Source organism: Paenibacillus jiangxiensis, from assembly GCF_046098255.1.
Taxonomy (GTDB): domain Bacteria; phylum Bacillota; class Bacilli; order Paenibacillales; family Paenibacillaceae; genus Paenibacillus; species Paenibacillus jiagnxiensis.
On sequence record NZ_JBJURI010000002.1, the window covers coordinates 90,807 to 114,856 of the forward strand.

Genomic DNA, 24,050 nt, shown 5'->3' on the forward strand with positions numbered 1-24,050 from the left:
ATGCAGCATGTGGAGGTTCGGAATCTGAACAAGCATTTTGGCAGCTTTCATGCCGTCAAGGATGTGTCATTCGAAATTGCCAAAGGTCATTTGATCGGCCTGCTTGGCCCCAGCGGAGGGGGCAAAACATCGATTCTGAGAATGCTGGCCGGCCTGGAAAACCCGGACGGTGGGGATATTCTTTTCCATGGGCAGCGTGTCAATGAGCTTCCTCCGCAGGAGCGCGGCATCGGCTTTGTATTCCAAAACTATGCCCTGTTCAAGCATATGACGGTATTTGATAACATCGCCTTCGGCCTTAAAATCAAAAAAATGTCCAAGGCGCAAATCCGGGAGCGCGTGATGGAGCTCGTGGAGCTGACCGGACTAAAAGGTTTTGAAAAACGCTATCCCCACCAGCTCTCTGGCGGGCAGCGTCAGCGTGTGGCCTTTGCACGCGCGCTTGCTCCCGAGCCGCAGCTGCTGCTGCTTGATGAGCCCTTTGCCGCCATCGACGCCAAAATCCGTCAGGAGCTGCGCAGCTGGCTGCGCGACTTGATCGAGCGGGTGGGCATTACGTCCATCTTCGTGACCCATGACCAGGATGAAGCCATTGAGGTGGCGGACGAGATTATGGTCATTAACCAGGGCCGTCTGGAACAGAAGGGCACGCCTTGGGATATTTACAAAAGCCCTGGTACACCGTTTGTCGCTTCGTTTATCGGCGAATCCACGATCGTGGAGGATGCTTCAACTTTGAAGGGATTCGACACGACCGCAGCCCCTGGAACACGAGCGTTGATTCGTCCCGAATATATTGAGATGGGCCATGATCACGAATTTACTTTGCGCTCCGCTACCGAAGCCGGCACAGTACGGCATTTGCATTTCCGCGGCAGCGAGTGGATGGTGGAGGTCGAAGTGGGCCAAAACCGTCTGATTACCTACAGATCCTTGGAAAAGCAGACGCTGCATCCGGGAGAGGAAGTGCGGGTGCTCATTCACCGGGCCTACCTGTTTAACGACGAAGCAAGCTGGATGGTGGAGAACAGACTGAAGGAAGATCCGATGCCGGTTATGATCTGATGAATATGAAGGACAGCGAGGAGCATGTAATATGCGCAGCAGGTTAAGAGGAACAAAACAACGGTTCTTGACGGTGCTGCTTCTGCTGCTCGCCGTCGCAGTGGTGGCGGCGGGCTGCGGTGGAGCGGATCAGGCGCAGGAGGCGGCAGCCAGCGGCCGGCCGGCGGATGCCACTCTGGTCATCGGCGCTTACAGTGTCGTCAAGGACGCGATGGCTGAGATCATCCCCCGTTTTCAGGCCAAATGGGAGGCAGAGACAGGGCAAAAAGTTGAATTCCAGGAATCGTACGAAGCCTCCGGAACCCAGGCGCGGGCGATTGCGGGCGGCTTTGAGGCGGATGTTACCATGCTGGCCATGGAGGGCGATATCCAGAAGCTGGTGAGTGCCGGGCTGGTCAGCCCGCAGTGGAAGGAACGGAAGCATAGGGGAATGATCACGCGCTCCATCGTTGTGCTCGGCACAAGGGAGGGCAATCCGCTTGGAATTACCGATTTTGCGGATTTAACCAAGCCCGGAGTCAAAGTGCTGTATCCCAACCCGAAGACGTCCGGAGGCGCCCAATGGGACATTAATGCGATCTACGGTGCGGGCCTGAAGATGTCGGAGGAACAAGGGAAAAAGGACCCGGCAGCGGCAAAGCAGTTTCTGGAGGCCGTTCACCGGAATGTGGAATCGCTGGACAAAAGCGGGCGCGCGTCGATGGCTGCCTTTGAATACGGAGTTGGGGACGTCATTGTCACCTATGAAAATGAACTGCTGGCCCGGATTGCCAAAGGGGTTAAGTACGATATCGTTGTCCCCAAGCATACGATCCTGATCGAGAATCCGGCCGCAGTGGTCGATAAAAATGTGGATAAGCACGGCAACCGCAAGCTGGCCGAAGCGTTTGTGGATTTTTTGCAGTCAGAGGAAGCACAGCGCATTTTTGCCGAAAACGGTTTTCGTGCCGTGGATGATAAAGTGTTTAAAGAAACGGAAAGCCGTTTTCCGCAGCCGTCCGGTTTATTTGATATCAATTATTTGGGCGGATGGGACAAGGTGAGGGACGAACTATATTCCAAGCGGGGAATCTGGTATCAGGTATTAGCTGGATTGTAGGAGAAACTTGGAGAATCAAATATTGGTATTGGGAGAACACTGCCGATCTGTCCACATACGGACCGGCAGTGTTTCTTTCTGTAACGGGGTACAGGTATAATGAAGAGGCATGGGGTTGGCAGCCTGGGTGTGGCTGGCCCAACCGAAAAATGAATTTCAGGAAGGAATTCGACAGATGGATCAACTTACTTTTTTGGGAACAGGGGATGCCATGGGCGTTCCCCGCGTCTATTGCAGCTGCGAAGTATGTGAGGAAGCGCGAGAGACAGGAGCCAACCGGAGGCTGAGGTCGTCGGTATTGGTGGAGGGGGATCACGAATCATTTCTCATTGATTGCGGCCCGGATTGGCGCCAACAGATGGAGAGCATGAGCATGCGTGATACAGATACAATCCTCGTAACCCACGCCCACTTTGACCACATTGCGGGTCTGCCGGAGTGGGCGGATGCCTGCCGCTGGCTGGGCAAACGGGGACGGCTGTATGCTCCGCAGGAGGTTATAGACGTCATCCTGCGCCAGTTTCCATGGTTGAAGGGCAACCTGGACATGCTGCCTGCAGACAACGGCGTTCGCCTGGCCGGCTGGAATATTCAGGGCTGGCGCGTCAATCACGGCAAGAACGGTTATTCTTACGCCTACCGGATGACCAAGGATGGTTTCACGTGGGCCTACTGCTCGGACTCCATTGGCCTCAATGAAGCCGAGAAGCAGCCCCTGCACGGATTGGATCTGCTGGTGCTTGGAACAAGCTTCTACCACGAAGAGGCGGAGTACTCTGGCCGTTCGGTGTATGACATGCTGGAAGCTCAGGAGCTGCTGGCCGAGATCAAGCCGAAGCAGACGCTGTTCACTCATATGTCCCATGATGTGGATGTGAACCGGGCTTATTCATTGGCGGACGGTATTTCTCTCGCCAGGACAGGAACAAAGGTATCTCTGGCTCACCAAGACAGCTAGCCTTTTAGTGCGTGTTCAAAAAGTCAGGTTTTCAGCACCGAGAAGGTTGAATGAAGCTAGGGACTGAGGAGCGGAGCGTACTTGAGGTACGTGAGCACCGGAAGTCCCGGCTGAATTCAAGATTCGATGTCGAGTCCGCTTCCTGACTTACTTCGTGATCAAAAGATGACTTTTTGAACTACCTCTTTTATTTTCCGAAACTTCTTAATGAATAGATTCATAGACCGTGAGCAGTCTCTGCATCCCTTCACGGATCTGCCCTTCGTTGGCAAAAGGATAGGACAGCCTGATATGCGGATTGTCCGCGGAAGCCAGCGGATCAAAGACATGGCCTGGTATAAAAGAGACGGATTGCGCCAGCGCTGCCTGCAGGAAACGACGCATATCGACCTGACGGGGCAGCTGTACCCACAGATTAAGCCCACCTGCGGGGCTGGTCCATGTCCACCCGGAGCCCGCCAGGCTGCGCTCCATCGCCTCCTTGCGCAGCTGCAGCGCCGTGCACAGCTTCTCCAGATGCTGCTGCATGCGCGGTGAACGGAAATACTGCAGGAACAGCTTCTGGTTCAGCAGGGGGGATCCGTTATCCGCCAAGGATTTGGCTGCCAGCAGCCCCGGCATGTGGTCTCCCCGGCAGGCAATGGTAGCGATCCGCAAGCCGGGTGCAACGTATTTGCTGTAGCTGCGAATGTAAATGACATGCCCGGTTGTGGCATAGGTGAATACGGGCGGCGGAGTCTTATAACCGAAAGTAATATCATAGGTGCTGTCATCCTCAAGGATGACACACCCATACCGTTCGGCCAGCTCCGGCAGCAGCTTGCGCTGTGCGGCCGGCACGGTGAAGCCCGTCGGATTGTGAAAGGTCGGATTGATATAGAACAGCCGCGGCTTCTCGGTGCGCATGCATTGTTCGATCCGCTCCATATCATATCCGTCCGGGTGGATCTCGACCGTCAGCAGCCGTGCTCCCTGTCTGCGGAAGATTTCCATGGCTGGCCCATATGCAGGACGCTCCACCAGGACACGGTCTCCGGGGCGGATCAGGGTCCTTGCTGTCACATCGATGGCCTGCTGTCCGCCGGAAGTAATTAACAGCTCATCGGCGGTCAGGTGAAAAAGGCCAGTATCCGAAAAGTGGGCCGCCAGCGCTTCACGCAGCTCCGCATCTCCCTGGACAGTCGAGTAAGTGCCGGGAAGCTTGGGATACTCGCGAAACATATTCACCATCAGCTCCGCCCAGAACCGGTTCGGCAGCAGGGCAGGGTCAATGAGCGCTTTGGAAAACTGATAGTCCACCTGAATGGCATGAATACGTGTAAGGTCATCAGCCTGCAGCCAGCTTCCGTATACGGGATCGTCAGCCGCTTCCCGATCCGCCTGCCCGTTTGCAGGCAGTACATAATAGCCTGATTTATCTTTCACATAGATTTTGCCTTTATTTTTGAGCTCCTGATAAGCCCGGAATACCGTCAGTCTGTGCACCCCCAGCTCATCCGAAAGCCTGCGAACGGAAGGAAGCCGTTCGTGCTCCTGCCACTCTCCGCGTTCGATCCGCACCTGGATATAATCCATGACTTGTTCATACAGCCTGGTGGCGGCATCTGCCGAAAAAAACGTTTTGAACGTCATTTCTCTCACGCTCCTTTGCTTCATTGTACCTTATATGGCCCTAGTCTGTTCTATCTTATTTTATCTGTTCTGTTCCTACTGCATTATCATGAAGCACAACAAGGAGGGAACAAGATGGTAGGTGCTGCTTTTGCAATCATGTGCCTGATTTTCGGGACAACTTTTTTGGCCATTAAAGTGGGGATTGATGCTGGCCTGCCCCCGTTTCTGTCGGGGGGTATCCGTTTTGCAGCCGCAGGTGTAATCCTGCTGATTGTGTTACGAATGATTGGCAGGGCGAAGCTGTCGCTGCTGCTGCGCAAGGAAACGATGCTCAGCGGTGCCGGATTAACGTTCGGCACATTCGCTGCCCTGTACTGGGCGGAGCAGCATGTTAGCTCGGGGATCGGGGCCGTGCTGTCCGCAACCGGCCCGCTGCTGATCGTGCTGATTCAATCCCTGTTGCTGCGGCAAAAGGTGTCACGCCGCTCTGTCATTGGCTGCCTGACAGGATTTACAGGTGTAATTCTTGTGATGATTCCCGGCATTGTTGTGGACATAAGCGGATTGTGGGTGTTGGGCTGTGTGGTAATCCTGCTGGGAGAGATTTGTTATTCGGGCGGCGCGGTGTATTCCAAGCATGTGACGGAAAAGCTGGCTGGCACGGACCCGATCGCCCTGAATGCCGCTCAGATGATTCACGGAGGTCTGGGGCTGCTGGTATTATCACTTCTGACCGAAACCTGGCAGGTTAGCGACTGGGCTCCTGTTCCGGCTGCTGCCTCGCTTCTGTATCTGACTATTATCGGATCTATGGGGGGCCACAGCCTGTTTTACTGGATTATGGCGCGGACCAACCCGCTTTTTCCTTCGACATGGCTCTATATATCCCCTCCGATTGCCGTAGGTCTTGGTGTGCTGCTGTATGGGGAGGAGATCAGCCTGATCAGCCTTGCGGGTGTTGTCCTGATCCTGGGAGGATTGATTTTTATGAACCAGACGGCTTGGGATTGGCTTCGGCGCAAAGCGGTACTGTTCACAGGGAATAAAGTATTGAAACATAAAAATAAAGTTATAGACTGACGGCGCTATAAAGGGCTTCATCAGTAGTACTAGGCAGCAATCATTCAAAGGGAGGAAGTATCATGCTTGAAACCATGCTCGCGATCACTTCGATGCAGACGCCTGAAGAAGCCAGGGCCTTTAAAACCCTTAACGAGGAATGGATTGCACGCATCTTCACCATCGAAGAGGCGGACCGGATCATCCTCAATGACCCTGTAAGAAACATCGTGGATAGAGGAGGGGACATACTGATCGCCCGCGCAGGAGGTTCCATCGTAGGATGTGTTGCACTCGTGCCGACCGGATCTGGCGTGTTCGAACTATCGAAGATGAGCGTTGCACCCGAGTGCAGGGGGAGGGGATACGGACGGAGAATCATTCTTGCCGCTATTCGCCGCGCACGCGAGCTTGGGGCAGCTTCTCTCTTTTTAGGGAGCAGCACCAAACTGCCGAATGCCGTTCACCTCTACGAATCCGTTGGGTTCAAGCACGTTTCTGTTGAGCAAATCGGGCCCATGCCCTATGCAAGAGCGGATGTGTTTATGGAGCTGGAATTGAAATGAATATGACGGGCAAAGAACCGGGGATAACGTGAATATGAAAAAGAAGCCTCTTCATCGAATGGGAGAAGAGGCTTCTTTGCAGTGAATGCAGGTAAAACGGTTTATTCGTGCTTATTCCGCGTTCAGCACAAATTTATCGATAACATGCTTGACTCCGTCCTCGTTATTGGTGAGCGTAACGTAGTCGGCAAGCTCTTTAAGCGCATCGATGGCATTGCCCATGGCCACGCCAAGTCCTGCGCATTCCAGCATTTCATGGTCATTCCAGGAATCGCCGATGGCGATCGTTTCGGACATGTCGCAGCCGAAATGCTGCGCCAGGAACGTAAGGGCATGGCCCTTGGTGCCTTCTTTATGCATAATTTCGAGGAAGTAAGGCTTGGACTTCGTAATATGAACTTCATCGCCCAGCAGTTCGCGCAATTGCGGCGCAATTTCATCCAGGTAGTCCGGCTCGTCGATGATGAGCATTTTATGGGTAGGCTGTTCGATCATTTTGCTGAAAACCGGCTCAATATAATAAGACGTCTTGTTCAGTGCGGAGTAGTCCAGCAGCTTCTGGTTCTCCTCGCGCGCATACAGCTTGTCATCCACGTATGTCTGCAGATGCAGGTTGCGTTCCAGGCAGAACTCAAACAGGCGACGGGCAGCGACGATCGGAACGTAGCGCTCATATAATACCTTTTCATCCATCAGGTTTTTAACCAGCGCTCCCTGATAGGTAATGATTGGCACATTCAGACCGGTCTGGCGGGCGATAGCCTGTGCTGAAGCGTAAGCGCGTCCGGTTGCCAGCGTTACAACAACCCCTTTGGCCACAGCGGCCTCCAGCGCTTTCTGTGTTGCAGGAGTAACTTCCTTCTCATCATTGATCAGCGTATCGTCGATATCGATGGCTATCAGCTTGTACATATACGGTTTCTCTCCTTTTTCTCTATAAGTACGTTTTGGCATTGTGGACTGACACGCCATGGTACTCAATTTGATTCACATTGTAGATATTCATTCTTCAAGGAAAACAAGTCCGATGAAATCATCCAGCTCCAGATTGCCGAAATAATGCTTGATGTCCAGAGAAGACAGAGCCTCACGCACCTCAGCTTCTTCATAGCGCTTGCCGCGCAGCACATTTTCGATATCCGCCACGTCGCCGACACCGAAGAAATCGCCGTAGATTTTGATCTCCCGGATTCGTCCGTCCTTCAGGTCCATACGGATATCGATCAGGCCGACGGGGAACTTCTTGACATGCTTGATATTGGATTCAGGCGATTGGCCGTAGTTCCAGTCCCAGGATTGATAGCGCTCGGCGGAAATTTCGTGGATCTTGGCCCAGTCGGCTTCAGTCAGCTCATATTGCGGGACTTGATCCGGCTCCATGCCGAAAATATGGCGCAGCAGCTCGGCCCGGAACTCTTCAATCGTCATCGGGTGATCCATCAGGTCGGCAATGTTGGCTACACGACTGCGCACGGATTTCGTGCTCTTGGATTTAAATTTCTCCGGATTGACGTTCAGGGACGCCTGCACATCATCCAGATTAAGATTAAACATGAGCGTGCCGTGGCTGAACATGCGACCGCGGGTGGCAAACTGGGCATTGCCTGAAATTTTTTTCTCCCCGACCTGAAGGTCGTTGCGTCCCGTCATTTCCGCATTTACCCCCATGTCGCGCAGGGCGTCGATTACCGGCTGGGTGAATTTGAGGAAGTTGTGAAAGGATTGTCCGTCATCTTTGGTGATGAAGCTGAAATTCAGGTTTCCGAGGTCATGGTATACGGCCCCTCCGCCCGACAAACGGCGCACGACCTGAATATTGTTGTCCTTCACATACTCGTTGTTGATTTCCTCCACTGTATTCTGATGCTTACCTATAATAATGGACGGTCTGTTGATGTAAAAGAGCAGGTAGCTGTCGTCCAGCGGAAGATGCTTCAGGGCATATTCCTCGATCGCCAGATTGATGGCGGGATCGGTGATTCCTTTATTGTCGATGAACAGCATGTTCGTTCCTCCGTTTATGACAAGATTCGTCTTTTCATTGTAACCGAAATAGCGACAGGACACAAAAGATTGTGCAGATTGACGGAACGTGAAATACCGCGTCATAATGGGAACCAGAACTGAATTCGTCCGGAAAGGTTGATGGATATGATAGAAGTTTTCGGCCATGGGGGCGATATGGAGACGGCGGCCGCCGTGTTTGGCAGGCGTGCGACTGATTTCGTCGATTTCAGCGCGAATATCAACCCGCTTGGGCCCCCGCCCGAAGTCAGGGAGGCGCTGCGCAGCGGACTGCGGGCGGTTATCCGCTATCCCGACCCGGGTCACCGGACGCTGAAGAGCCTGCTGTCCCGCAGCTTGCAGCTCGCGCCGGAGTGGATTGGCATCGGCAATGGGGCGGCGGAATGCATGGCCCTTGTGCTGCTGGCTCTCGCCCCGGCGAGAGTGGGCATCGTGGAGCCGTGCTTCTCGGAATATGCGGAGCTTGCAGCCCAATTCGGGGCTGAAGTCAGCAGGGTGTATGGCAGGGCCTCGCAGCAGTGGAGAGCGGACAAGGTGGAGATGGTCGGTCTGATGGAAGAGATCGATTTGCTCTTCCTCGGTCAGCCGAATAACCCCAACGGGGTGCAATACGGTCAGGAGGAACTGGAATCCCTCGCTGCCGCTACGGCAAGGACGGGAACGGTACTGGTGGTGGATGAGGCATTTACGGATTTTATTCCCGCGGAACGCAGGGTGTCCTTGCTGCAAAGTCTGGAACGGTACCCGAACGTGATTCTGATCCGTTCCATGACTAAGTTTTACGCGATCCCGGGGCTGCGGCTCGGTTATGCCGTGGCTCATCCGGGTATGATCCGCCGTTTGACGGCCAAGCAGGTGACCTGGAGCGTAAATGGGCTGGCTTTGCTGGCTGGGGAAGCCTGTCTGCAATCCGGCGCCGATTATGAGGAACGGACGCTGGAGCTCGTTCAAACCGAGCGGGAGCGGCTGCTGACGGGTCTGGCGGAGCTGGGCTGTGCGGCGATTCCGGGCGAGGCCAACTATTTGCTTGTCCGCGCGCCCGGGATGTGGAGGGCGGCCGAGCTCCAGGAAGCACTGGGGCGGCGCGGCATTCTTATTCGTAGTTGTGCCATGTACCCTGGGTTGTCGGAGAACCATTTCCGAATCGCTGTCAAAGACCGGAAGGATAATCTGCTGCTGCTGGACACCTTGGGGCGTGTGCTGGAGGAGGAGCAGCGTGACAGGTAGCCTGATCATTGTGGCGGCTTACATTTTGGACCGGATCATCGGCGATCCGCGCTGGATTCCCCATCCTGTGATCGGTATGGGCAAGCTGATTACCCTCGTGGAGAGCATCATCCGCCGGTTTGCCCGGAGCGCGAGAGCCTTGCGCTGGGCGGGTCTGCTGCTTCCCTTGACCGTCGTGGGGGCAGCGTATCTGCTGACGTGGCTTGCCGTATTTTTGCTTGGACAAATCCATGCCTGGCTGGCGATTGCCGCGGAGGTGCTGCTGATTGCAACGACCATCGCCTCCAAAGGGCTGAAGGATGCCGGCATGGCGGTATACAAGGAGCTGCGTTCCGGTGATCTGCCAGCAGCCCGCGCGGCGGTGGGCATGATCGTGGGGCGGGATACGAAGGAGCTGGATGAGCCGGAAATTGTACGCGGCACCGTGGAAACAATCGCCGAAAACATCGTCGACGCGATCATTTCACCGTTGTTCTTTGCGCTGATCGGTGGCGCGCCCCTGGCTATGGCCTATCGTGCGGTCAATACGCTTGATTCCATGGTCGGGTACAAAAATGAAAAATACCTCCACTTGGGCTGGGCGTCGGCAAGGCTTGACGATGCGGCCAATTACATTCCTGCGCGGCTGACGGCGGTGCTGCTTGTCAGTGCGGCGTGGCTGAAGAGGCAGGAGCCGCTTCGCAGCTGGCGGACGGTACGGCGTGATGCACGGCTGCATCCGAGCCCGAACAGCGGTTTCCCGGAATCAGCGGTCGCGGGCGCGCTTGGCGTCAGACTGGGCGGGTACAATGTATACCATGGGGTACGCTCCTTTAGGGCCTATATGGGGGATCCAATCCGACCGCTGGAAGCGGAGGATATCAGGCGGACAACCGCGCTGATGTTCCTCTCTTCCTGGCTGTTCGTCCTGCTGTGCGTGGCAGCCGGAGGAATAAGGTGGATCGTGATTTTGTCGCAATGACAAGTCCGATTCTGTGGGGAGGTATGGAAAATGAGCAGCAATGCGCTCCTTGAACTGAATTTAATTCTGGTCCGGCATGGGACAACGCAGTGGAACCGTGAGAAGCGTTATGTGGGACATGCCGATCCGGGGCTGCTCCCGGAGGCGAAGGGTGAGCTGAGGCCGCTTGGGCAGCGGCTGCACGGGATGTGTTTTGCCAGAGTGTACTGCAGTGACCTCCGCCGCTGTATAGAGACACTGAGGCTGGCTGCGCCGCAGCTTGCGGCTGAAGCTGTCCCGGACGTCAGGCTGCGTGAGCTGGATTTCGGGGAATGGGATGGCGAAACTTACGAATCACTTAAAGATATGCAGCTGTACAGGTCCTGGCTGGATGATCCGCGCCGTGTCACTCCGCCCGGAGGTGAGAGTCTGGAGCATTTTGAGGACAGACTGACCGGCTTTCTAAACTCTCTGCGGGAGAAGGTTCTGCCGGGGGAAGAGAGTGATGCGGAAGGAATTCCTGCCGTACTGGCTGTCACCCATGGCGGCGTGATCCGTCAGCTGGCTGCGCTGACCGTGCCCGGTCTGGACTTCTGGTCCATTCAGCTGCCGCCCGCCGGCATGGCCGGGCTGCGTCTAAGATATGAGGATGGGCGCATTACGGGAAGCTGGCTGAGAAACATCTCATTTCCCTAACCCCGGCATTGCCTGCCTAACCCTGAATTGGGCCGCCAAATTCCGGCCTGGCCTGAATCGTTCACAAATTTGTAAAGTCCATTCCGGCGGGTTTTCCTTGATTTGACGGCAGACTTGCTGGTTGTTCGGGTTGTACAGCCGTCTTTTTTCACCTATAATCACTTTGAAAATGATTAAAGTTAACAGCAGACCAGGTCAGAGCGGCGGTGGATACCTGCGAATTACGCCGTTCTGTTAAAAGGGAAGCCGGTGCAATTCCGGCACGGTCCCGCCACTGTGAAACGGGTATGGACGGCGATACGCCACTGCCGCGGCTGAAGCCGCGGCGGGAAGGCGCCGGCCTTGAGCAATTCCCGTAAGTCAGGAGACCTGCCCGGTCCGCTTAGACCGTCGCTCCTTCGAGGAAAGGATGGCGGGTTCGCGGCTATGAATCCGTGGGCACGGCACATGCCTGCCGTGGATATCGGCTGGCGCAGAGCCCGGTCCTCTCATGAGGGCCGGGCTCTCTTTTGCACAGCCGGAATATACAGAAGAAAAGGGGAGTAACACTGTGACCAGATCAATAAAGAATTGGATGCCCGTGCTGCTGGCACTGATGCTGACTGTGGCGCTTGCTGCATGCGGGAATCAAGGGGCAGGCAACGAGGCTGCAGGAGACAGCGGCGCTTCGCCGCAGCAGACGGCACCGGCGGAAGAGGCGGGTGCTACGGTTTATCCGTTGACCGTCAAGGATGCGACCGGACAGGAGTTTACTTTTGAGAAAGCTCCGGAGAAGGTGATTTCCGTATCCCCGGCCGAGACGGAGGCGCTGTTCGCTCTTGGATTGGACAAGGAAATCGTCGGTGTATCGGATTATGACGATTACCCGGCAACGGCCAAATCCAAACCGAAAATGGGTGGCATTACAAAGCCGAATGAAGAGGCCATTATCGCTGCCCAGCCTGACATTGTTTTTACAGGCATATCGATGAGTGAAGAGGCCGTCAACAAGCTGCGCGAGCTGGGCATTACCATCTTCAAGACCGATCCGAAGACGGTAGAGGACGTCATGAATAACATCACCCTGTATGGCAAAATTATGGACCGCCAGAAAGAAGCAAAGTCAATTACCGATAAAATGAAGGCCGATATCGCCGAGGTGCAGGAAGGTGTTAAAAATATCGGCGAGGACCAAAGATTGCGGGTTTATGTTGAATTTTCGCCAGGCTGGACGGTTGGCAAGGGTGAATTTATGGACGAGCTGATTAGTCTGGCAGGAGGAGAGAACATCGCTTCCGACACGGAAGGCTGGAACCAGATCAGCGAAGAGAAGGTCATCGCGGCTAATCCGGATGTCATCCTGTACAGCAAAAGTGTGGTGGATGAGAATGGCCGGACCCTGGAGCAGATCATCAAAGGACGTGACGGCTGGAGCCACATCAATGCAATTCGCAACAACCGCGTGTTCGGTCTGGACGACAACCTGCTCAGCCGCCCGGGGCCGCGTGTGACGGAAGGGCTCAAGGAAGTGGCCAAAGCCATCTATCCAGAAATTTTTAAATGAACCGCAAGCTTACCGCTTACGGGCTGGCCGGATTCGTTCTGCTGATCCTGACCGTACTGATCTGCCTGGGCATCGGCTCAGTACGGCTGCCTGTCCAGCAGATCGCGGGCATTCTGATGCACCGCCTGCCGTGGGCCGGGGCATATATAACGCCGTTCTGGGACGCTCCTACCGAGCAAATTATTGTTAACGTGCGCCTGCCGCGCGTTCTGCTCGGCATGCTGACTGGTGCGGCGCTTGCGCTTGCGGGCGCAGCCTTCCAGGGGGTGCTGCGCAACCCGCTAGCTGATCCCTTTACTCTTGGGGTATCGTCGGGCGCGTCGGTCGGAGCGGCATTTTTGATTTACTGGGGACTCCAGTATTCATTTTTCGGCCTCTGGACCCTGCCGCTGGTGGCTTTCACTACAGGAATCCTTACTTTATATGTTGTGATCCTGCTGGCAGGGGAAAACGGAAAAATTCCCACCCAAAGCCTGATCCTTTCAGGTGTGGTCATGCAGTCCTTTCTGGGAGCGGTAGTCTCTTTGCTGACCGCCATGTCCAAGGAGACCGTCAATGAAATCCTGTATTGGACGATGGGCAGTCTCAGCCTGAAGGGCTGGGCGTATCCGGGCATTATTCTTCCTTACGTCATGCTCGGGCTGGTGTTCCTGTGCAGCAAAGCCCGTGTATTGAACATGCTGGCGTTAGGAGAAAGGCAGGCCGCATATATGGGCGTAAATGTGGACAGGACGAAGCTGTGGGTGCTGATAGCGGCGACTTTTCTGACGGCGGCGTCGGTATCTGTCTGCGGGGTGATCGGCTTTGTGGGGCTCGTTGTGCCGCATATGATCCGCCTGCTGACCGGACCGGACTACCGGCTGATCATTCCGCTGTCCGCGCTGGGAGGCGCCATCTTCATGGTATGGGCGGACACGGCCGCACGCACGCTGCTGGCACCGACGGAAATTCCGCTCGGGGTCGTTACGGCATTTGTGGGAGCTCCGTTCTTCGCTTACCTGCTGCAGCGCAATAAGAAACAGCGGAAAGGAGAGCTGTCGTGATGGGCACCCAATTCAGGGCAGCCAACGTGTCGGGGGTGCATAAAACCTTTGGCCGGGTGCAGGCGTTATCCGATATCAATTGGGGCGTTACCGCCGGAGAGTGGTGGGGGATCGTCGGCCCGAACGGGAGCGGCAAATCAACCCTGATCCGGCTGCTGTCCGGGGTGGACAGGCCTGATGCTGGAATCGTTCACATTCAAGGCCGGGACGCGGCTGCCTACGGACGCAAGGAGCTTTCGCGCATTGTCGCCGTGCTGCAGCAGGAAGGAGTGCCTCCGGTCGGGTATTCGGTCAGGGATGTCGTGGAAATGGGCAGATATCCTCATCTGGATTGGGCCGGCAGGGATGCTGACACAGATATCGTTGAACGCGTGCTGGATCAGCTTGGGCTTGCGCCCTTAGCCGAACGGAGGCTGGACGAGCTGAGCGGGGGTCAGCGGCAGCGGGTGGCGCTCGCCAAAGTGATGGCCCAGGACCCGCAGATTCTGCTGCTGGATGAGCCTACGACATACCTCGATCTTCATTATCAGCTCCAGTTCATGGAACTGCTGGCCGAGTGGCGGGCGAAAGCGGACATTACCATCATTGCCGTCCTGCATGATCTGAATCTGGCGGCTCAATTTTGCGATTCTTTGCTTGTGCTGAAAAACGGCCGTATCGAGGGAGCGGGAACGGCTGGGGAAATGCTCACGGAGGACAATATCCGCCGCTGGTTCGGAGTGGACAGCCATGTCATGCCCCACCCCGACAGCGCGGTTCCGCAGCTGATGCTGAAAAGAAGGGAATACGGACACTGGGACGGTCCTGTTCTTAAATACATTAAGGTTAGGAAGTGTAAGGATGAATGAAGCTCTGGAGCGGCTTGTCCAACGTATTGCATCGCCTGATGAGGAAGCCAAGCGGCTGGCCGCGGCGCATTTGGATCAATTGACGAAGCCGCCGGGCAGCCTTGGGAAGCTGGAAAGCCTGGTTATTCGGGCAGCAGGCATCACCGGTCAGCCGAAGCCTGATTTGGCACGGAAGGCCGTGGTAGTGATGGCTGCGGACCACGGGGTATGTGAGGAAGGCGTCAGCGCTTATCCTGCCGAGGTGACCCCCCAAATGCTGCTGAATATGCTGGCAGGTGGCGCAGCCGTTAATGTGTTCGCCCGGCAGGCGGGGGCGGAAGTGATCTGTGTCGATATGGGCGTAAATGCGGACATCAGTCATCCGGCCTTGCTGAACCGTAAGTTTAGAAAAGGCACCGCCAACATGGCCAAGGGTCTGGCCATGACACGTGAAGAGGCGGAGCAGGCGATTCTGACGGGAGCGGCCGTGGCCGAAGAAGCTTGCGCACGGGGAGTACAGCTATTTGTCACCGGCGAGCTGGGCATCGGGAATACGACGGCCAGCGCGGCTGTGGCCAGCGCATTTATCGGACTGGAGCCTTCGTTTCTGACAGGACGGGGTACAGGAGTGGACAATGAGGGCCTGAGCCGCAAAACGGCTGCAATCCAGCAGGCGCTGGCCGTCAATCATCCTGACAGAGAAGACGCCGTCGACGTGCTGGCGAAGGTGGGCGGATTGGAGATCGCGGGCATGGCGGGCCTTATTCTCGGCGCCGCAGCCCGTCGCTGTCCCGTCGTCCTGGACGGGTTCATTTCCGGCGCGGCAGCGCTGGCGGCCAGCCGCCTGTGCCCGGCCAGCCTGGATTATATGCTGGCATCGCATGTCTCTGATGAGAAAGGGCATGCCTTGCTGCTGGAGGTGCTCGGTTTGGAGCCGATGCTCCGGCTGGACATGCGGCTCGGCGAGGGCACAGGCGGCGTTCTGGCCCTGCCCCTGATTGATTCGGCCTGTGCGGTAATGCGCGAGATGGCGACATTTTCCAGCGCGGGCGTTTCCGATGGAACGGGAGTGCCGAGCACATGAAGTCGCTGATTACAGGCGGGGCGCGCAGCGGCAAAAGCGGCTTTGCCGAGCGGCTCTGCATGTCACGCGCCGACACGGCCGTGTACGTGGCAACGGCGCAGGCCTTCGACAATGAGATGAAGGAGCGGATCGCTCTTCACCGCAGCCAGCGTGCAGCCGCCGCCTATCCCTGGCAGACGCTGGAGGAGCCGCTGGATCTTCCCGGCCTGCTGGACAGGCTTGGAGGCAGCGGCTCGCCGCCTGCGGTGCTGGTGGACTGCCTTACTTTATGGCTGTCCAATGTCCTGCTCGCCGCCGGGGACGAAGGGGAGGCTTCTGCACGTGAAGCGGTCGAACGCCTGACTGAGGCGGCGGCGTCCTATCCCGGCGAGTTGATTCTCGTGACCAACGAGGTTGGCAGCGGCATCGTGCCCGAGTATCCCTTAGGGCGGCTGTATCGTGATCTGAGCGGGATCATGAATCAGCGGATTGCAGGTGTATGCGGAGAAGTATTTCTCGTTACCGCAGGTATCGCCGTTGAATTAAAGCGGCTGGAGTATCGGCTGTGAAGCGGGGGCTTGAGGCAGCGGCAGCGGCGTTCCAATTCCTGTCACGCTTCCCGGTTAAATCCGGAGGCGACTTCTCACCTGAACTGCTGCAGCGAAGCACCGTCTATTACCCGCTTGTTGGTCTCGCCATTGCCGCCGTAGTTTGGCCGGCAGCTTATCTGTCGACCCTTCTTCTGCCGCCGTTCCCGGCAACTGTTCTGGTCCTGATGCTTTGGGTATGGCTGACCGGGGGGCTGCATCTTGACGGGTGGATGGATTCGGCTGATGCGCTCCTGAGCTATCGTTCCCGTGAGCGGATGCTGGAGATTATGAAGGACAGCAGAGTGGGAGCGATGGGCGTGATCGCTTGTGTCCTGCTCCTGCTGCTGAAGGTTTCTCTCATCTATACGGTTTTGGATGAAAAACTCTGGTCCACTGCCTTGCTGCTGCCACTGATCTGGAGCCGATGGTTCATGGTGGCTGCCCTGTCCGGGTGGCCAAAAGCGCGTCAAGGGGAGGGTCTGGCCGGGCAGTTTCAAACGCTCAAAGGACGTGAGGTCCGCCTTGCCGCCCTCTTAGCCGCCATGCTGACCGTGCTGCTGGCGCTTCTGAACCCTGCCGTCCTCATCTCCCCATTCACGGCTGCCTTCCTGGTGATTCCGGTACTGTCGTGGATCATTGGCAAATGGACAGCACAGCGGATCAGCCGGCGGCTGGGCGGATTAACGGGCGACGTCTATGGCGCGCTGAATGAGCTGCTGGAGGCCCTGCTGCTGCTTGCGGCGGTGCTGCTGCACAGGCTGCTTTTCTAATGGAACAGGCCACAGCTTAATTTCCAATTAGGATTCATGGTGGAGAGGGGGAACTTGTAATGGTCGAAAAGAAAACGGCAGGACAGCAGACTGCCGCTGTCCTGATGCTGCAGGGCACTGCCTCTGACGTTGGCAAGAGTGTGGTCACTGCGGCTCTATGCCGGATTTTCAAGCAGGATGGATACCGGCCTGCCCCGTTTAAATCGCAAAATATGGCGCTCAACTCTTATGTCACGGCTGACGGCAAGGAAATCGGGCGCGCACAGGGAGTTCAGGCGGAAGCCAGCGGAATCGAGGCAACCACCGACATGAATCCGATTCTGATCAAGCCGGTCAGGGATATGCATTCGCAAATTGTGGTGCACGGGGTGCCCTATGCCCATATGAGCGCGGCCGACTACCGGAACCGTTTTCTGCCGGAGGCCAGGCAGACCGTCATGGATGCTCTTGACCGGCTGCGCAGCCAGTACGATATCGTAGTGATGGAAGGCGCGGGCAGCCCGGCCGAAATTAATCTGAAGCAACGGGACATCGTCAACATGAACTTGGCCGGCTGGGCAGACGCCCCTGTGCTGCTAGTGTCTGATATCGATCGCGGCGGGGTCTTCGCTTCGCTTGTGGGAACGATAGAGCTGCTGGAGCCGCATGAGGTGAAGCGGGTCAAGGGGTTTATCATCAACAAGTTCAGAGGCGATTTGTCGCTGCTGCAACCTGGGCTGGATTGGCTGGAGGAGCGGACGGGCATCCCGGTTCTCGGCGTCCTGCCTTATATCTCGGACATCAAGATCGAGGCGGAGGATTCGGTCGTGCTGGATAAGTTGCCTAAATCGCACACGCAGGGTAAGGAACTGGATATTGCGGTGATCCGCTATCCGCGGATTTCAAATTTTACGGATGTGGACGCATTGGCGGAGGAGCCGGATGTCAGTGTACGGTTTGTTACGAAGCCGGGGCAGCTTGGCGTTCCCGATGCCATCATTCTTCCGGGCACAAAGGATACGATAGGCGATCTTGAAGTGCTGAAGACTCAGGGAATTCATAAGGATATCCGGCTCGCCATGGAGAAGGGATGCACTCAGCTTGTCGGCATTTGCGGCGGTTATCAGATGCTAGGAAGGCAGCTGCTGGACCCGGATGCGGTGGAAGCGGGACAGCCGCAGGAGGCAGAGGGACTGGGCTGGCTGCCGCTGCTGACGACGTTTCTGCAGGAAAAACAGACCGTCAGAGTCAGCGGCACCCTGGCACCTGCCAATCCTCTGCCGCTCGCAGGTCGAACAGAGGCGTTCCCGGTGTCAGGATATGAGATACATATGGGAGTTACGGAACGGATGGATGGTCAGGATGAGCTGCTGCCGCTGTTCAGCGTAAGCAGAGATGACGGCGTTCCGTTTGAAGAGGGCAGCGCCGCAGCGGATGGCAGAGTATGGGGCACCTATCTGCACGGCGTATTTGATAATGACCAACTGCGCCGCTCCTGGCTGGACGGCATCCGGCTGAACAAGGGGTTGCCCCCGTTGGTCCAAACCTTTGACGCGCGGGAAGCGAAAGAGCGCGAATTCAACCGGGTTGCCGACCTGGTCCGCGCTCATCTGGATATGAAAAGGGTATACAGTATTATGGGGCTAACGTAAAAAAGGGACTGCCAAGTAGAGAAAATTAAGGACAGTAGGCAGCTTCGAAATACGAATAGAACCATTTCGGATGTAAAAGAGCGAGTATCGTGGTCGGATTCCACAAAATACTCGCTCTTTCTCATATACATGTACGTGGCACTGCGTATGAAGAACATAAGCTTGAGAACAGGGAAGCTTGCCCCTGTTCCCGCCCCTATTACCCCATCAGAAATCGCATTACATTGGGAATTTCTGATGGGCATTTTGAAGCTGGGAGACGCACGGAGCAGCGGAGAGGAAGAAGCAATTCCGGAAAAGCGGAGCGTTCGCCTTTGGCCCGAAGGGTCAACAGCGATTGTAGGAATGCTTCGTTCTCGGAGCGCCTCGGAACATACGCAAGAAGTCCACCAGATCGCCCAATATTGCGAAATCTACAGCTTGAATTTGAGCACAGCCTGCTGCAGAGCGGATGCTTCTTCGTTCAGCTTCCGTACGGTAAGGGTATGGTCATCCATCTCAGCCAGCTGGTTTTCCGCGTTGTGTCCGATCTCCTGCAGCATTTCCTGCGCTCTGGCCGTAATCTGGGCCGTTTCCTCAACAGACGCGCTGACCTCTTCGGAGCCTGCGGATACCTCCTCGGTCGCTGCGGATACGGCCTGAATGGTCAGATTGACATTCTGGATCAGATCCATCAGCTCATTGAAGGCTGCACCGGCATGCTGTACCAATTCGGTCCCGGATACAATTTCGGTATTTACCCGGTTCATGGAATCGACGGACTTTTGCGAGTCCTCCCGCAGCGTGAGCAGGTAATCGGAAATTTGCTGTGTGGCGGTTTTCGACTGGTCCGCCAGCTTACGCACTTCTCCCGCTACCACGGCGAAGCCCCGTCCGTGCTCTCCGGCTCGTGCAGCTTCTATGGAAGCGTTCAGCGACAGCATCTGGATCTGCTTCGTGATCTCAAAGATGGAGGATACAACCTCGCCGATCGCTTCCGAGCGTTCGTTCATCGTGCTTACATATTTTAAGGATTCCCCTGCGGCTTCCCCGACAAGATTCATCTGCGAAACTGCGTTCTGGGCCAGCCTATTTCCGCCCACCGCTTCATCGGCGGCTCTGCTGATCTGGTCCGATACCTCGCCGGACGATGCGGCGATATGCTGAATCCCCTGTGTAATCTCTTCCATCGCACGTGCATTCTCGGAGGCAGCGGTGGCAATCGTTATGCTGCCTTTCGCCACCTCCTCGGCGGAACGGGCAGACTGCTGCGTGGTGCCACTGATGGTATCCACCCGGCGCAGCAGCTCGTGAGATCCCTCAACAACGGCATTCGAGGTGGATAACACTTGTCCGATCATTTCTTTCAGATTGCCGGTCATCTTCCTGAAGCTCCCGGCCAGCTGTGCGATTTCGTCCTGGCCACGGATTTGCAAATCACGGGACAGGTCCCCTGCGGCGATTTGCTCGCTATGCTTCAGCAGCTCGGCAATCGGACGGGTGATTTTGCGGACGGTCAGCGTGGACACAACCCAGCCGGCAGCAATGACCCCAACTGTAATCAATAAGCAAATCCAGAAGATTTGGTTGGCTTTCTGTTCGATAAAACCTACATCTGTATTCACAGCCACAATCAAATTGCTTCCCGGAATCGAGTAAAAGGCTGTCTTATGTACCCCGTACTGATCCTTGTACACGCCGCTTACTTGCCTCTTCTGGCTGTCAATGGCCTGCTGCATTTCATTCATGAAAGGCAGCTTGTTCCCGATCTGGTAAGCTGATTCCGTGTTGCGGGCGACAACGGCGACCTCCTGGTCCGTAACGGTTGCAAGGTAGGCCGATTCCAGCTTGAGGCTGCTTACCTTGTCCTGAAGATAGGATTCCACCGTCATGACGGCTCCGGCTCCGTTCTGGCGGGTTTGAAGAGCCTGTGAAGCATTCAGTTTGCTGTACAGCTCCTGGGCGCCGGTTTCAAGGGATTGAACGGATTGTGGAACGACATAGCTGTTGATGATACTCATGGATACGGCATAAAAGCTGATGCTGAATAGCAGCGAAGCAGCCAGCAGGATAGCTATATTCAGTAGCTTCAGCTTGGCTGCAATAGAGCGGTTAAAGCGCAGCATAGGTGCTCTCCTTTCGTATTCTCTCGGGCTGTTCCGCCCTTTCTAATCCCGTTTCCGTCATGATTGCGGACGGATGCACGTCTTGCGTATGTAACTGCCTCGGCGCTTCACGGCAAATAAAGGCCTTTCCCATGCTGCGTGAAAAAACGGACAGATCATCAGGAGGAGATCTATGAGCGTTGTCGTCGTTTCAGAAGATAGGGGAATGAGGGGCGTTAAGCATCCGTGCCACTTTAGAACTAGGACAGTCCTATTTTACAAAATTAACCGCAGGTTGAATAGTAAAATTTAACTAGAATCCAAAATAAAATATGAATCAAAAGTATCGTATAACTTACATGTCACATGAATTAAAATAAATCATACCTGTTTAATATGGAATTGTGATATAGTAATCAGTGCGGCCAATTATCCAGGAAAATGAAAGCCCGGAGGCTAACCAGGGAAAAGCTTTCGGGATAAATAATACAAAGGGAGAGGGGAACTTCTGTGGATACATTTCTGGTTGTTTTGAATGTGGTAGTCTTGCTGGCTCTGCTGGGTATTTTGTACTGGATGCAGAAAAAGCATATTTCATTTACGAAAAGAGTATTTACCGGTCTGGGTATCGGACTTGTATATGGGGTAATTTTGCAGTTTGCATATGGCGCAGACTCGGAAACGCTGGCCAAATCGGTGGATTGGTTCAACCTGGTGGGCAACGGGTACGTCAAGCTGCTGCAGATGATCGTCATTCCGCTGATCATGGTGTCCATCATATCGGCCATCATGAATCTGAAGGGTAAACAGAATCTGGGGAAAATGAGCTTCTCCATTATTGCGGTGCTGCTGATAACGACCGCCATTGCCGCATCGGTCAGTATCGCAACGAGCCTGGCATTTGACCTGAAGGCCATCGAAATTACAGCAGGTGATGCGGAGCAGCAGCGCGGTGCCGCTCTGGAAGAGCGCGTAGGCGAGGTAGAGGATTTGACCATTCCGCAGCAGATACTGTCATTCATCCCATCCAATCCGTTTGAGGATATGACGGGAGCGCGCAGCACATCCACGCTGGCTGTTGTTATTTTCTCAGCATTTGTCGGCGTCGCGGTGTTGGGACTGGACCGTAAGAAGCCTGAACAGGCCAAGACCTTCCGCGGCATGATTGAGGCGGTTTACGGGGTGGTCATGCGCATCGTCACGATCGTGCTGCGTCTGACGCCATATGGCATTCTCGCTCTGATTACGAAAGTGGTATCGACCACCAACCCGGATGAAATTTTAAAGCTGATCAAATTCGTGCTGGCTTCCTATGTGGCACTCCTGATTATGTTCGTTATTCACCTTGTGCTGATCGCGCTGTTTGGCTATAATCCAGTCACTTATGTACGGAAGGTTCTGCCTACCCTGGTGTTTGCGTTTACCTCCCGTTCCAGCGCGGCTACCATTCCGCTGAATGTGGAGACTCAGACCCGCAAGCTTGGCGTATCCGAGGGCATTGCGAACCTGTCCGCGAGCTTTGGGGCCACTATCGGACAGAATGGCTGCGCAGGCATTTATCCGGCCATGCTGGCTGTGATGATTGCACCGACCGTTGGTATTGATCCGACAAGTTGGGATTTCATTCTTACCCTGATCGCTGTCGTTGTCATCAGCTCATTCGGCGTAGCCGGCGTAGGCGGCGGCGCAACCTTCGCTTCCTTGATCGTGCTGTCCACACTGAACATGCCAGTGGCGCTGGCAGGGCTGCTGATCTCCGTCGAGCCGCTCATCGACATGGGCCGCACTGCGCTGAATGTCAATGATTCGATTACGTCAGGCCTGATCTCCAGCAAAATTCTGAAGGAGAATAATCAGGATGTGTACAATGACCGTGGACCGGATCTGGACGCGGCAGCAACATCTTAAGCTGTAAAAAACGCTGCGGTTCTTTATAGAAAAAGGGACTGCTCCCCGTCATCGTTGATGACTTGCGGGAGCAGTCCCTTTTCACAATCCGGGTTGTATTATGCCAGAATTCTAAGCTCTTTGGGGAACGAGGTCAGCACTTCGACACCGTCCGCAGTAACCAGCACGTCGTCTTCAATGCGGACACCACCTTTGCCTGCAATATATATGCCAGGTTCAACCGTGAAGACCATGCCCTCAACCAGCAGATCTTCATTGGCGCCATGCAGGGAAGGGTATTCGTGAATGCCCAGGCCGAGGCCGTGCCCTACACGGTGGTTAAATGCCGGACCGTACCCGGCTGTCTCGACGATGGCACGTGCAGCCTGATCGATGGAGGCGCAGGTGACACCCGGACGCGCAGCCGCAATACCGGCAAGGTTAGCCTGAAGCACAGTATTATAAATTTGCTCAAACTCGGGGGACAGGCTGCCAAAAGCGAACGTTCTGGTAATATCGGATGCATAACCCCCTGCATATACGCCCATGTCGATCATGAGCAGATCTCCGGGAGCCAGCTTTTTCGTACCCGGTTCTCCATGAGGCAGGGCCGTCTTGGCCCCAAAGAGCACTGTTGTATCAAATGATGGCCCGTCTGCGCCCAGCTTCTTCATCCTGTATTCAAGCTCGGCCACCAGCTCCACCTCGGTCATGCCTTCCCGGACATGGGTCAGCCCGTCACGCAGCACCTCCTCCACCAGATGCACGGCATGCTTCAGCCGCTGTACTTCATCAGCCGATTTTCTAACCCGCATCTCACGCAGCACCGGACCGAGATCTTCGTAGCGGCCTGCACCAACCGCCGCGGCAAGCGCTTCATAACGCGCAACGGACACATGCTCTTTCTCAATAGCGAACGAATCGATGCTGCCGCCGATGATTTCTTTGAGAAGCTCATACGGATTATCCGTGTCGGTATGGGTAACGATGCGGCTGACGGAGGAGCTCTCACGGGCCTTCTCTTCATCGAGCGCAGGCACGATAAGCACAGGCTCCTCCCCGTTCACTAGCAGAAGTCCGAGAAATCTTTCATGCGGTTCGCTGGCGAAGCCGGTCAAATAATAGACATGCGTGGGGTCGGTGACCAGCAGACCTTGCCACTCGTTGTGAGTCAGCGCGTTAAACAGCTTGTTTATTTTATCAGTCATATGAATTCTCCCTTTCAAAATTCAGAATCTATGTATGTTCATGCTGTCTGCAGAAGGCACCCGGCCGGGAAAGTAAGCAACATGGGCGATTACAAGAGCGGGCACCGGACCCGGTGTTTCACGCAAAAGCTGTGGAAAACCAGGTCCGGCGAATT

21 protein-coding genes and 1 riboswitch are annotated in these 24,050 nt (G+C 55.5%); of the genes, 16 read left to right on the top strand and 5 right to left on the bottom strand.

The genetic code is table 11. The features are described from left to right. The 3 genes from ACI1P2_RS02255 to ACI1P2_RS02265 all read left to right on the top strand — a co-directional run bounded on the left by ACI1P2_RS02255 (position 1) and on the right by ACI1P2_RS02265 (position 3,122). Complete coding sequence (locus ACI1P2_RS02255; RefSeq protein WP_355316445.1) at positions 1-1,065, top strand: sulfate/molybdate ABC transporter ATP-binding protein; 1,065 nt, start codon at positions 1-3, stop codon at positions 1,063-1,065. A 31-nt stretch (positions 1,066-1,096) separates the two neighbouring features. Beyond that, positions 1,097-2,164 carry a sulfate ABC transporter substrate-binding protein gene (locus ACI1P2_RS02260; protein WP_355316447.1) on the top strand — a complete coding sequence of 356 codons (1,068 nt, stop codon included), beginning with the start codon at positions 1,097-1,099 and terminating at the stop codon, positions 2,162-2,164. Positions 2,165-2,339: 175 nt separating this feature from the next. Further along, complete coding sequence (locus ACI1P2_RS02265; RefSeq protein ID WP_355316891.1) at positions 2,340-3,122, top strand: MBL fold metallo-hydrolase; 783 nt, start codon at positions 2,340-2,342, stop codon at positions 3,120-3,122. A 204-nt stretch (positions 3,123-3,326) separates the two neighbouring features. Here ACI1P2_RS02265 and ACI1P2_RS02270 read toward each other — a convergent pair whose 3' ends face one another. Next, entirely contained in the window at positions 3,327-4,754 is a 1,428-nt protein-coding gene (locus ACI1P2_RS02270; protein WP_355316449.1) for an aminotransferase-like domain-containing protein, read from the bottom strand. Between the two features lie 114 nt (positions 4,755-4,868). Here ACI1P2_RS02270 and ACI1P2_RS02275 point away from each other — a divergent pair, with 114 nt between their 5' ends. Together ACI1P2_RS02275 and ACI1P2_RS02280 are read left to right on the top strand one after the other, a co-directional pair. Next, positions 4,869-5,816, top strand: a complete 948-nt coding sequence (locus ACI1P2_RS02275; protein WP_355316451.1) for a DMT family transporter — start codon at positions 4,869-4,871, stop codon at positions 5,814-5,816. A 62-nt stretch (positions 5,817-5,878) separates the two neighbouring features. Then, positions 5,879-6,361, top strand: a complete 483-nt coding sequence (locus tag ACI1P2_RS02280) for a GNAT family N-acetyltransferase (protein ID WP_355316453.1) — start codon at positions 5,879-5,881, stop codon at positions 6,359-6,361. Positions 6,362-6,472: 111 nt separating this feature from the next. Here the strand turns inward: ACI1P2_RS02280 and ACI1P2_RS02285 are convergent, their stop codons facing one another. Together ACI1P2_RS02285 and ACI1P2_RS02290 are read right to left on the bottom strand one after the other, a co-directional pair. Next, complete coding sequence (locus ACI1P2_RS02285; RefSeq protein ID WP_355316455.1) at positions 6,473-7,273, bottom strand: Cof-type HAD-IIB family hydrolase; 801 nt, start codon at positions 7,271-7,273, stop codon at positions 6,473-6,475. 90 nt (positions 7,274-7,363) lie between these two features. Continuing rightward, positions 7,364-8,365, bottom strand: coding sequence for a lipoate--protein ligase (locus ACI1P2_RS02290; protein WP_355316457.1), 1,002 nt, complete (start codon positions 8,363-8,365; stop codon positions 7,364-7,366). Positions 8,366-8,512: 147 nt separating this feature from the next. Between ACI1P2_RS02290 and cobD the strand changes: the two genes are divergently transcribed. The 10 genes from cobD (at position 8,513) to ACI1P2_RS02340 (ending at position 18,716) form a co-directional block, all read left to right on the top strand. Continuing rightward, entirely contained in the window at positions 8,513-9,613 is a 1,101-nt protein-coding gene (gene cobD / locus ACI1P2_RS02295) for a threonine-phosphate decarboxylase CobD (protein ID WP_355316459.1), read from the top strand. Then, positions 9,603-10,574 (top strand): adenosylcobinamide-phosphate synthase CbiB, encoded by a 972-nt coding sequence (cbiB, locus tag ACI1P2_RS02300; protein ID WP_355316461.1) that lies wholly within the window; start codon positions 9,603-9,605, stop codon positions 10,572-10,574. The genes cobD and cbiB overlap by 11 nt, the downstream gene beginning before the upstream one ends. A gap of 30 nt (positions 10,575-10,604) precedes the next feature. Beyond that, positions 10,605-11,249 carry a histidine phosphatase family protein gene (locus ACI1P2_RS02305; protein ID WP_355316463.1) on the top strand — a complete coding sequence of 215 codons (645 nt, stop codon included), beginning with the start codon at positions 10,605-10,607 and terminating at the stop codon, positions 11,247-11,249. A 175-nt stretch (positions 11,250-11,424) separates the two neighbouring features. Further along, positions 11,425-11,640: riboswitch (cobalamin riboswitch) on the top strand. A 183-nt stretch (positions 11,641-11,823) separates the two neighbouring features. Then, complete coding sequence (locus ACI1P2_RS02310; protein WP_355316893.1) at positions 11,824-12,792, top strand: ABC transporter substrate-binding protein; 969 nt, start codon at positions 11,824-11,826, stop codon at positions 12,790-12,792. Beyond that, entirely contained in the window at positions 12,789-13,835 is a 1,047-nt protein-coding gene (locus ACI1P2_RS02315; protein ID WP_355316465.1) for a FecCD family ABC transporter permease, read from the top strand. The genes ACI1P2_RS02310 and ACI1P2_RS02315 overlap by 4 nt, the downstream gene beginning before the upstream one ends. Next, entirely contained in the window at positions 13,835-14,683 is an 849-nt protein-coding gene (locus ACI1P2_RS02320; RefSeq protein ID WP_355316895.1) for an ABC transporter ATP-binding protein, read from the top strand. Before ACI1P2_RS02315 ends, ACI1P2_RS02320 begins: the two co-directional genes overlap by 1 nt. Beyond that, entirely contained in the window at positions 14,676-15,746 is a 1,071-nt protein-coding gene (gene cobT, locus ACI1P2_RS02325; protein WP_355316467.1) for a nicotinate-nucleotide--dimethylbenzimidazole phosphoribosyltransferase, read from the top strand. Before ACI1P2_RS02320 ends, cobT begins: the two co-directional genes overlap by 8 nt. Further along, positions 15,743-16,294 carry a bifunctional adenosylcobinamide kinase/adenosylcobinamide-phosphate guanylyltransferase gene (gene cobU, locus ACI1P2_RS02330; RefSeq protein ID WP_355316469.1) on the top strand — a complete coding sequence of 184 codons (552 nt, stop codon included), beginning with the start codon at positions 15,743-15,745 and terminating at the stop codon, positions 16,292-16,294. Before cobT ends, cobU begins: the two co-directional genes overlap by 4 nt. After that, positions 16,291-17,085: an adenosylcobinamide-GDP ribazoletransferase gene (gene cobS / locus ACI1P2_RS02335; protein ID WP_355316471.1), complete on the top strand. Its 795-nt coding sequence runs from the start codon at positions 16,291-16,293 to the stop codon at positions 17,083-17,085. The genes cobU and cobS overlap by 4 nt, the downstream gene beginning before the upstream one ends. Before the next feature lie 59 nt (positions 17,086-17,144). Continuing rightward, positions 17,145-18,716 (top strand): cobyric acid synthase, encoded by a 1,572-nt coding sequence (locus ACI1P2_RS02340; RefSeq protein ID WP_355316473.1) that lies wholly within the window; start codon positions 17,145-17,147, stop codon positions 18,714-18,716. Positions 18,717-19,129: 413 nt separating this feature from the next. Here ACI1P2_RS02340 and ACI1P2_RS02345 read toward each other — a convergent pair whose 3' ends face one another. Continuing rightward, on the bottom strand, positions 19,130-20,821 hold the full coding sequence (locus ACI1P2_RS02345) for a methyl-accepting chemotaxis protein (protein WP_355316475.1): 1,692 nt from the start codon (positions 20,819-20,821) through the stop codon (positions 19,130-19,132). 489 nt (positions 20,822-21,310) lie between these two features. Here ACI1P2_RS02345 and ACI1P2_RS02350 point away from each other — a divergent pair, with 489 nt between their 5' ends. Beyond that, positions 21,311-22,708, top strand: a complete 1,398-nt coding sequence (locus tag ACI1P2_RS02350; RefSeq protein ID WP_355316477.1) for an L-cystine transporter — start codon at positions 21,311-21,313, stop codon at positions 22,706-22,708. Positions 22,709-22,806: 98 nt separating this feature from the next. Here ACI1P2_RS02350 and ACI1P2_RS02355 read toward each other — a convergent pair whose 3' ends face one another. Beyond that, positions 22,807-23,895: a M24 family metallopeptidase gene (locus ACI1P2_RS02355; protein ID WP_355316479.1), complete on the bottom strand. Its 1,089-nt coding sequence runs from the start codon at positions 23,893-23,895 to the stop codon at positions 22,807-22,809. Positions 23,896-24,050 lie beyond the last annotated feature (155 nt).

Coding starts and splice junctions, on each gene's coding strand:
- ACI1P2_RS02255 (WP_355316445.1), top strand. CDS start 1: ATGCAGCATGTGGAGGTTCGGAATCTGAACAAGCATTTTGGCAGCTTT.
- ACI1P2_RS02260 (WP_355316447.1), top strand. CDS start 1,097: ATGCGCAGCAGGTTAAGAGGAACAAAACAACGGTTCTTGACGGTGCTG.
- ACI1P2_RS02265 (WP_355316891.1), top strand. CDS start 2,340: ATGGATCAACTTACTTTTTTGGGAACAGGGGATGCCATGGGCGTTCCC.
- ACI1P2_RS02270 (WP_355316449.1), bottom strand. CDS start 4,754: ATGACGTTCAAAACGTTTTTTTCGGCAGATGCCGCCACCAGGCTGTAT.
- ACI1P2_RS02275 (WP_355316451.1), top strand. CDS start 4,869: ATGGTAGGTGCTGCTTTTGCAATCATGTGCCTGATTTTCGGGACAACT.
- ACI1P2_RS02280 (WP_355316453.1), top strand. CDS start 5,879: ATGCTTGAAACCATGCTCGCGATCACTTCGATGCAGACGCCTGAAGAA.
- ACI1P2_RS02285 (WP_355316455.1), bottom strand. CDS start 7,273: ATGTACAAGCTGATAGCCATCGATATCGACGATACGCTGATCAATGAT.
- ACI1P2_RS02290 (WP_355316457.1), bottom strand. CDS start 8,365: ATGCTGTTCATCGACAATAAAGGAATCACCGATCCCGCCATCAATCTG.
- cobD (WP_355316459.1), top strand. CDS start 8,513: ATGATAGAAGTTTTCGGCCATGGGGGCGATATGGAGACGGCGGCCGCC.
- ACI1P2_RS02305 (WP_355316463.1), top strand. CDS start 10,605: ATGAGCAGCAATGCGCTCCTTGAACTGAATTTAATTCTGGTCCGGCAT.
- ACI1P2_RS02310 (WP_355316893.1), top strand. CDS start 11,824: ATGCCCGTGCTGCTGGCACTGATGCTGACTGTGGCGCTTGCTGCATGC.
- ACI1P2_RS02315 (WP_355316465.1), top strand. CDS start 12,789: ATGAACCGCAAGCTTACCGCTTACGGGCTGGCCGGATTCGTTCTGCTG.
- ACI1P2_RS02320 (WP_355316895.1), top strand. CDS start 13,835: ATGGGCACCCAATTCAGGGCAGCCAACGTGTCGGGGGTGCATAAAACC.
- cobT (WP_355316467.1), top strand. CDS start 14,676: ATGAATGAAGCTCTGGAGCGGCTTGTCCAACGTATTGCATCGCCTGAT.
- cobU (WP_355316469.1), top strand. CDS start 15,743: ATGAAGTCGCTGATTACAGGCGGGGCGCGCAGCGGCAAAAGCGGCTTT.
- ACI1P2_RS02340 (WP_355316473.1), top strand. CDS start 17,145: ATGGTCGAAAAGAAAACGGCAGGACAGCAGACTGCCGCTGTCCTGATG.
- ACI1P2_RS02345 (WP_355316475.1), bottom strand. CDS start 20,821: ATGCTGCGCTTTAACCGCTCTATTGCAGCCAAGCTGAAGCTACTGAAT.
- ACI1P2_RS02355 (WP_355316479.1), bottom strand. CDS start 23,895: ATGACTGATAAAATAAACAAGCTGTTTAACGCGCTGACTCACAACGAG.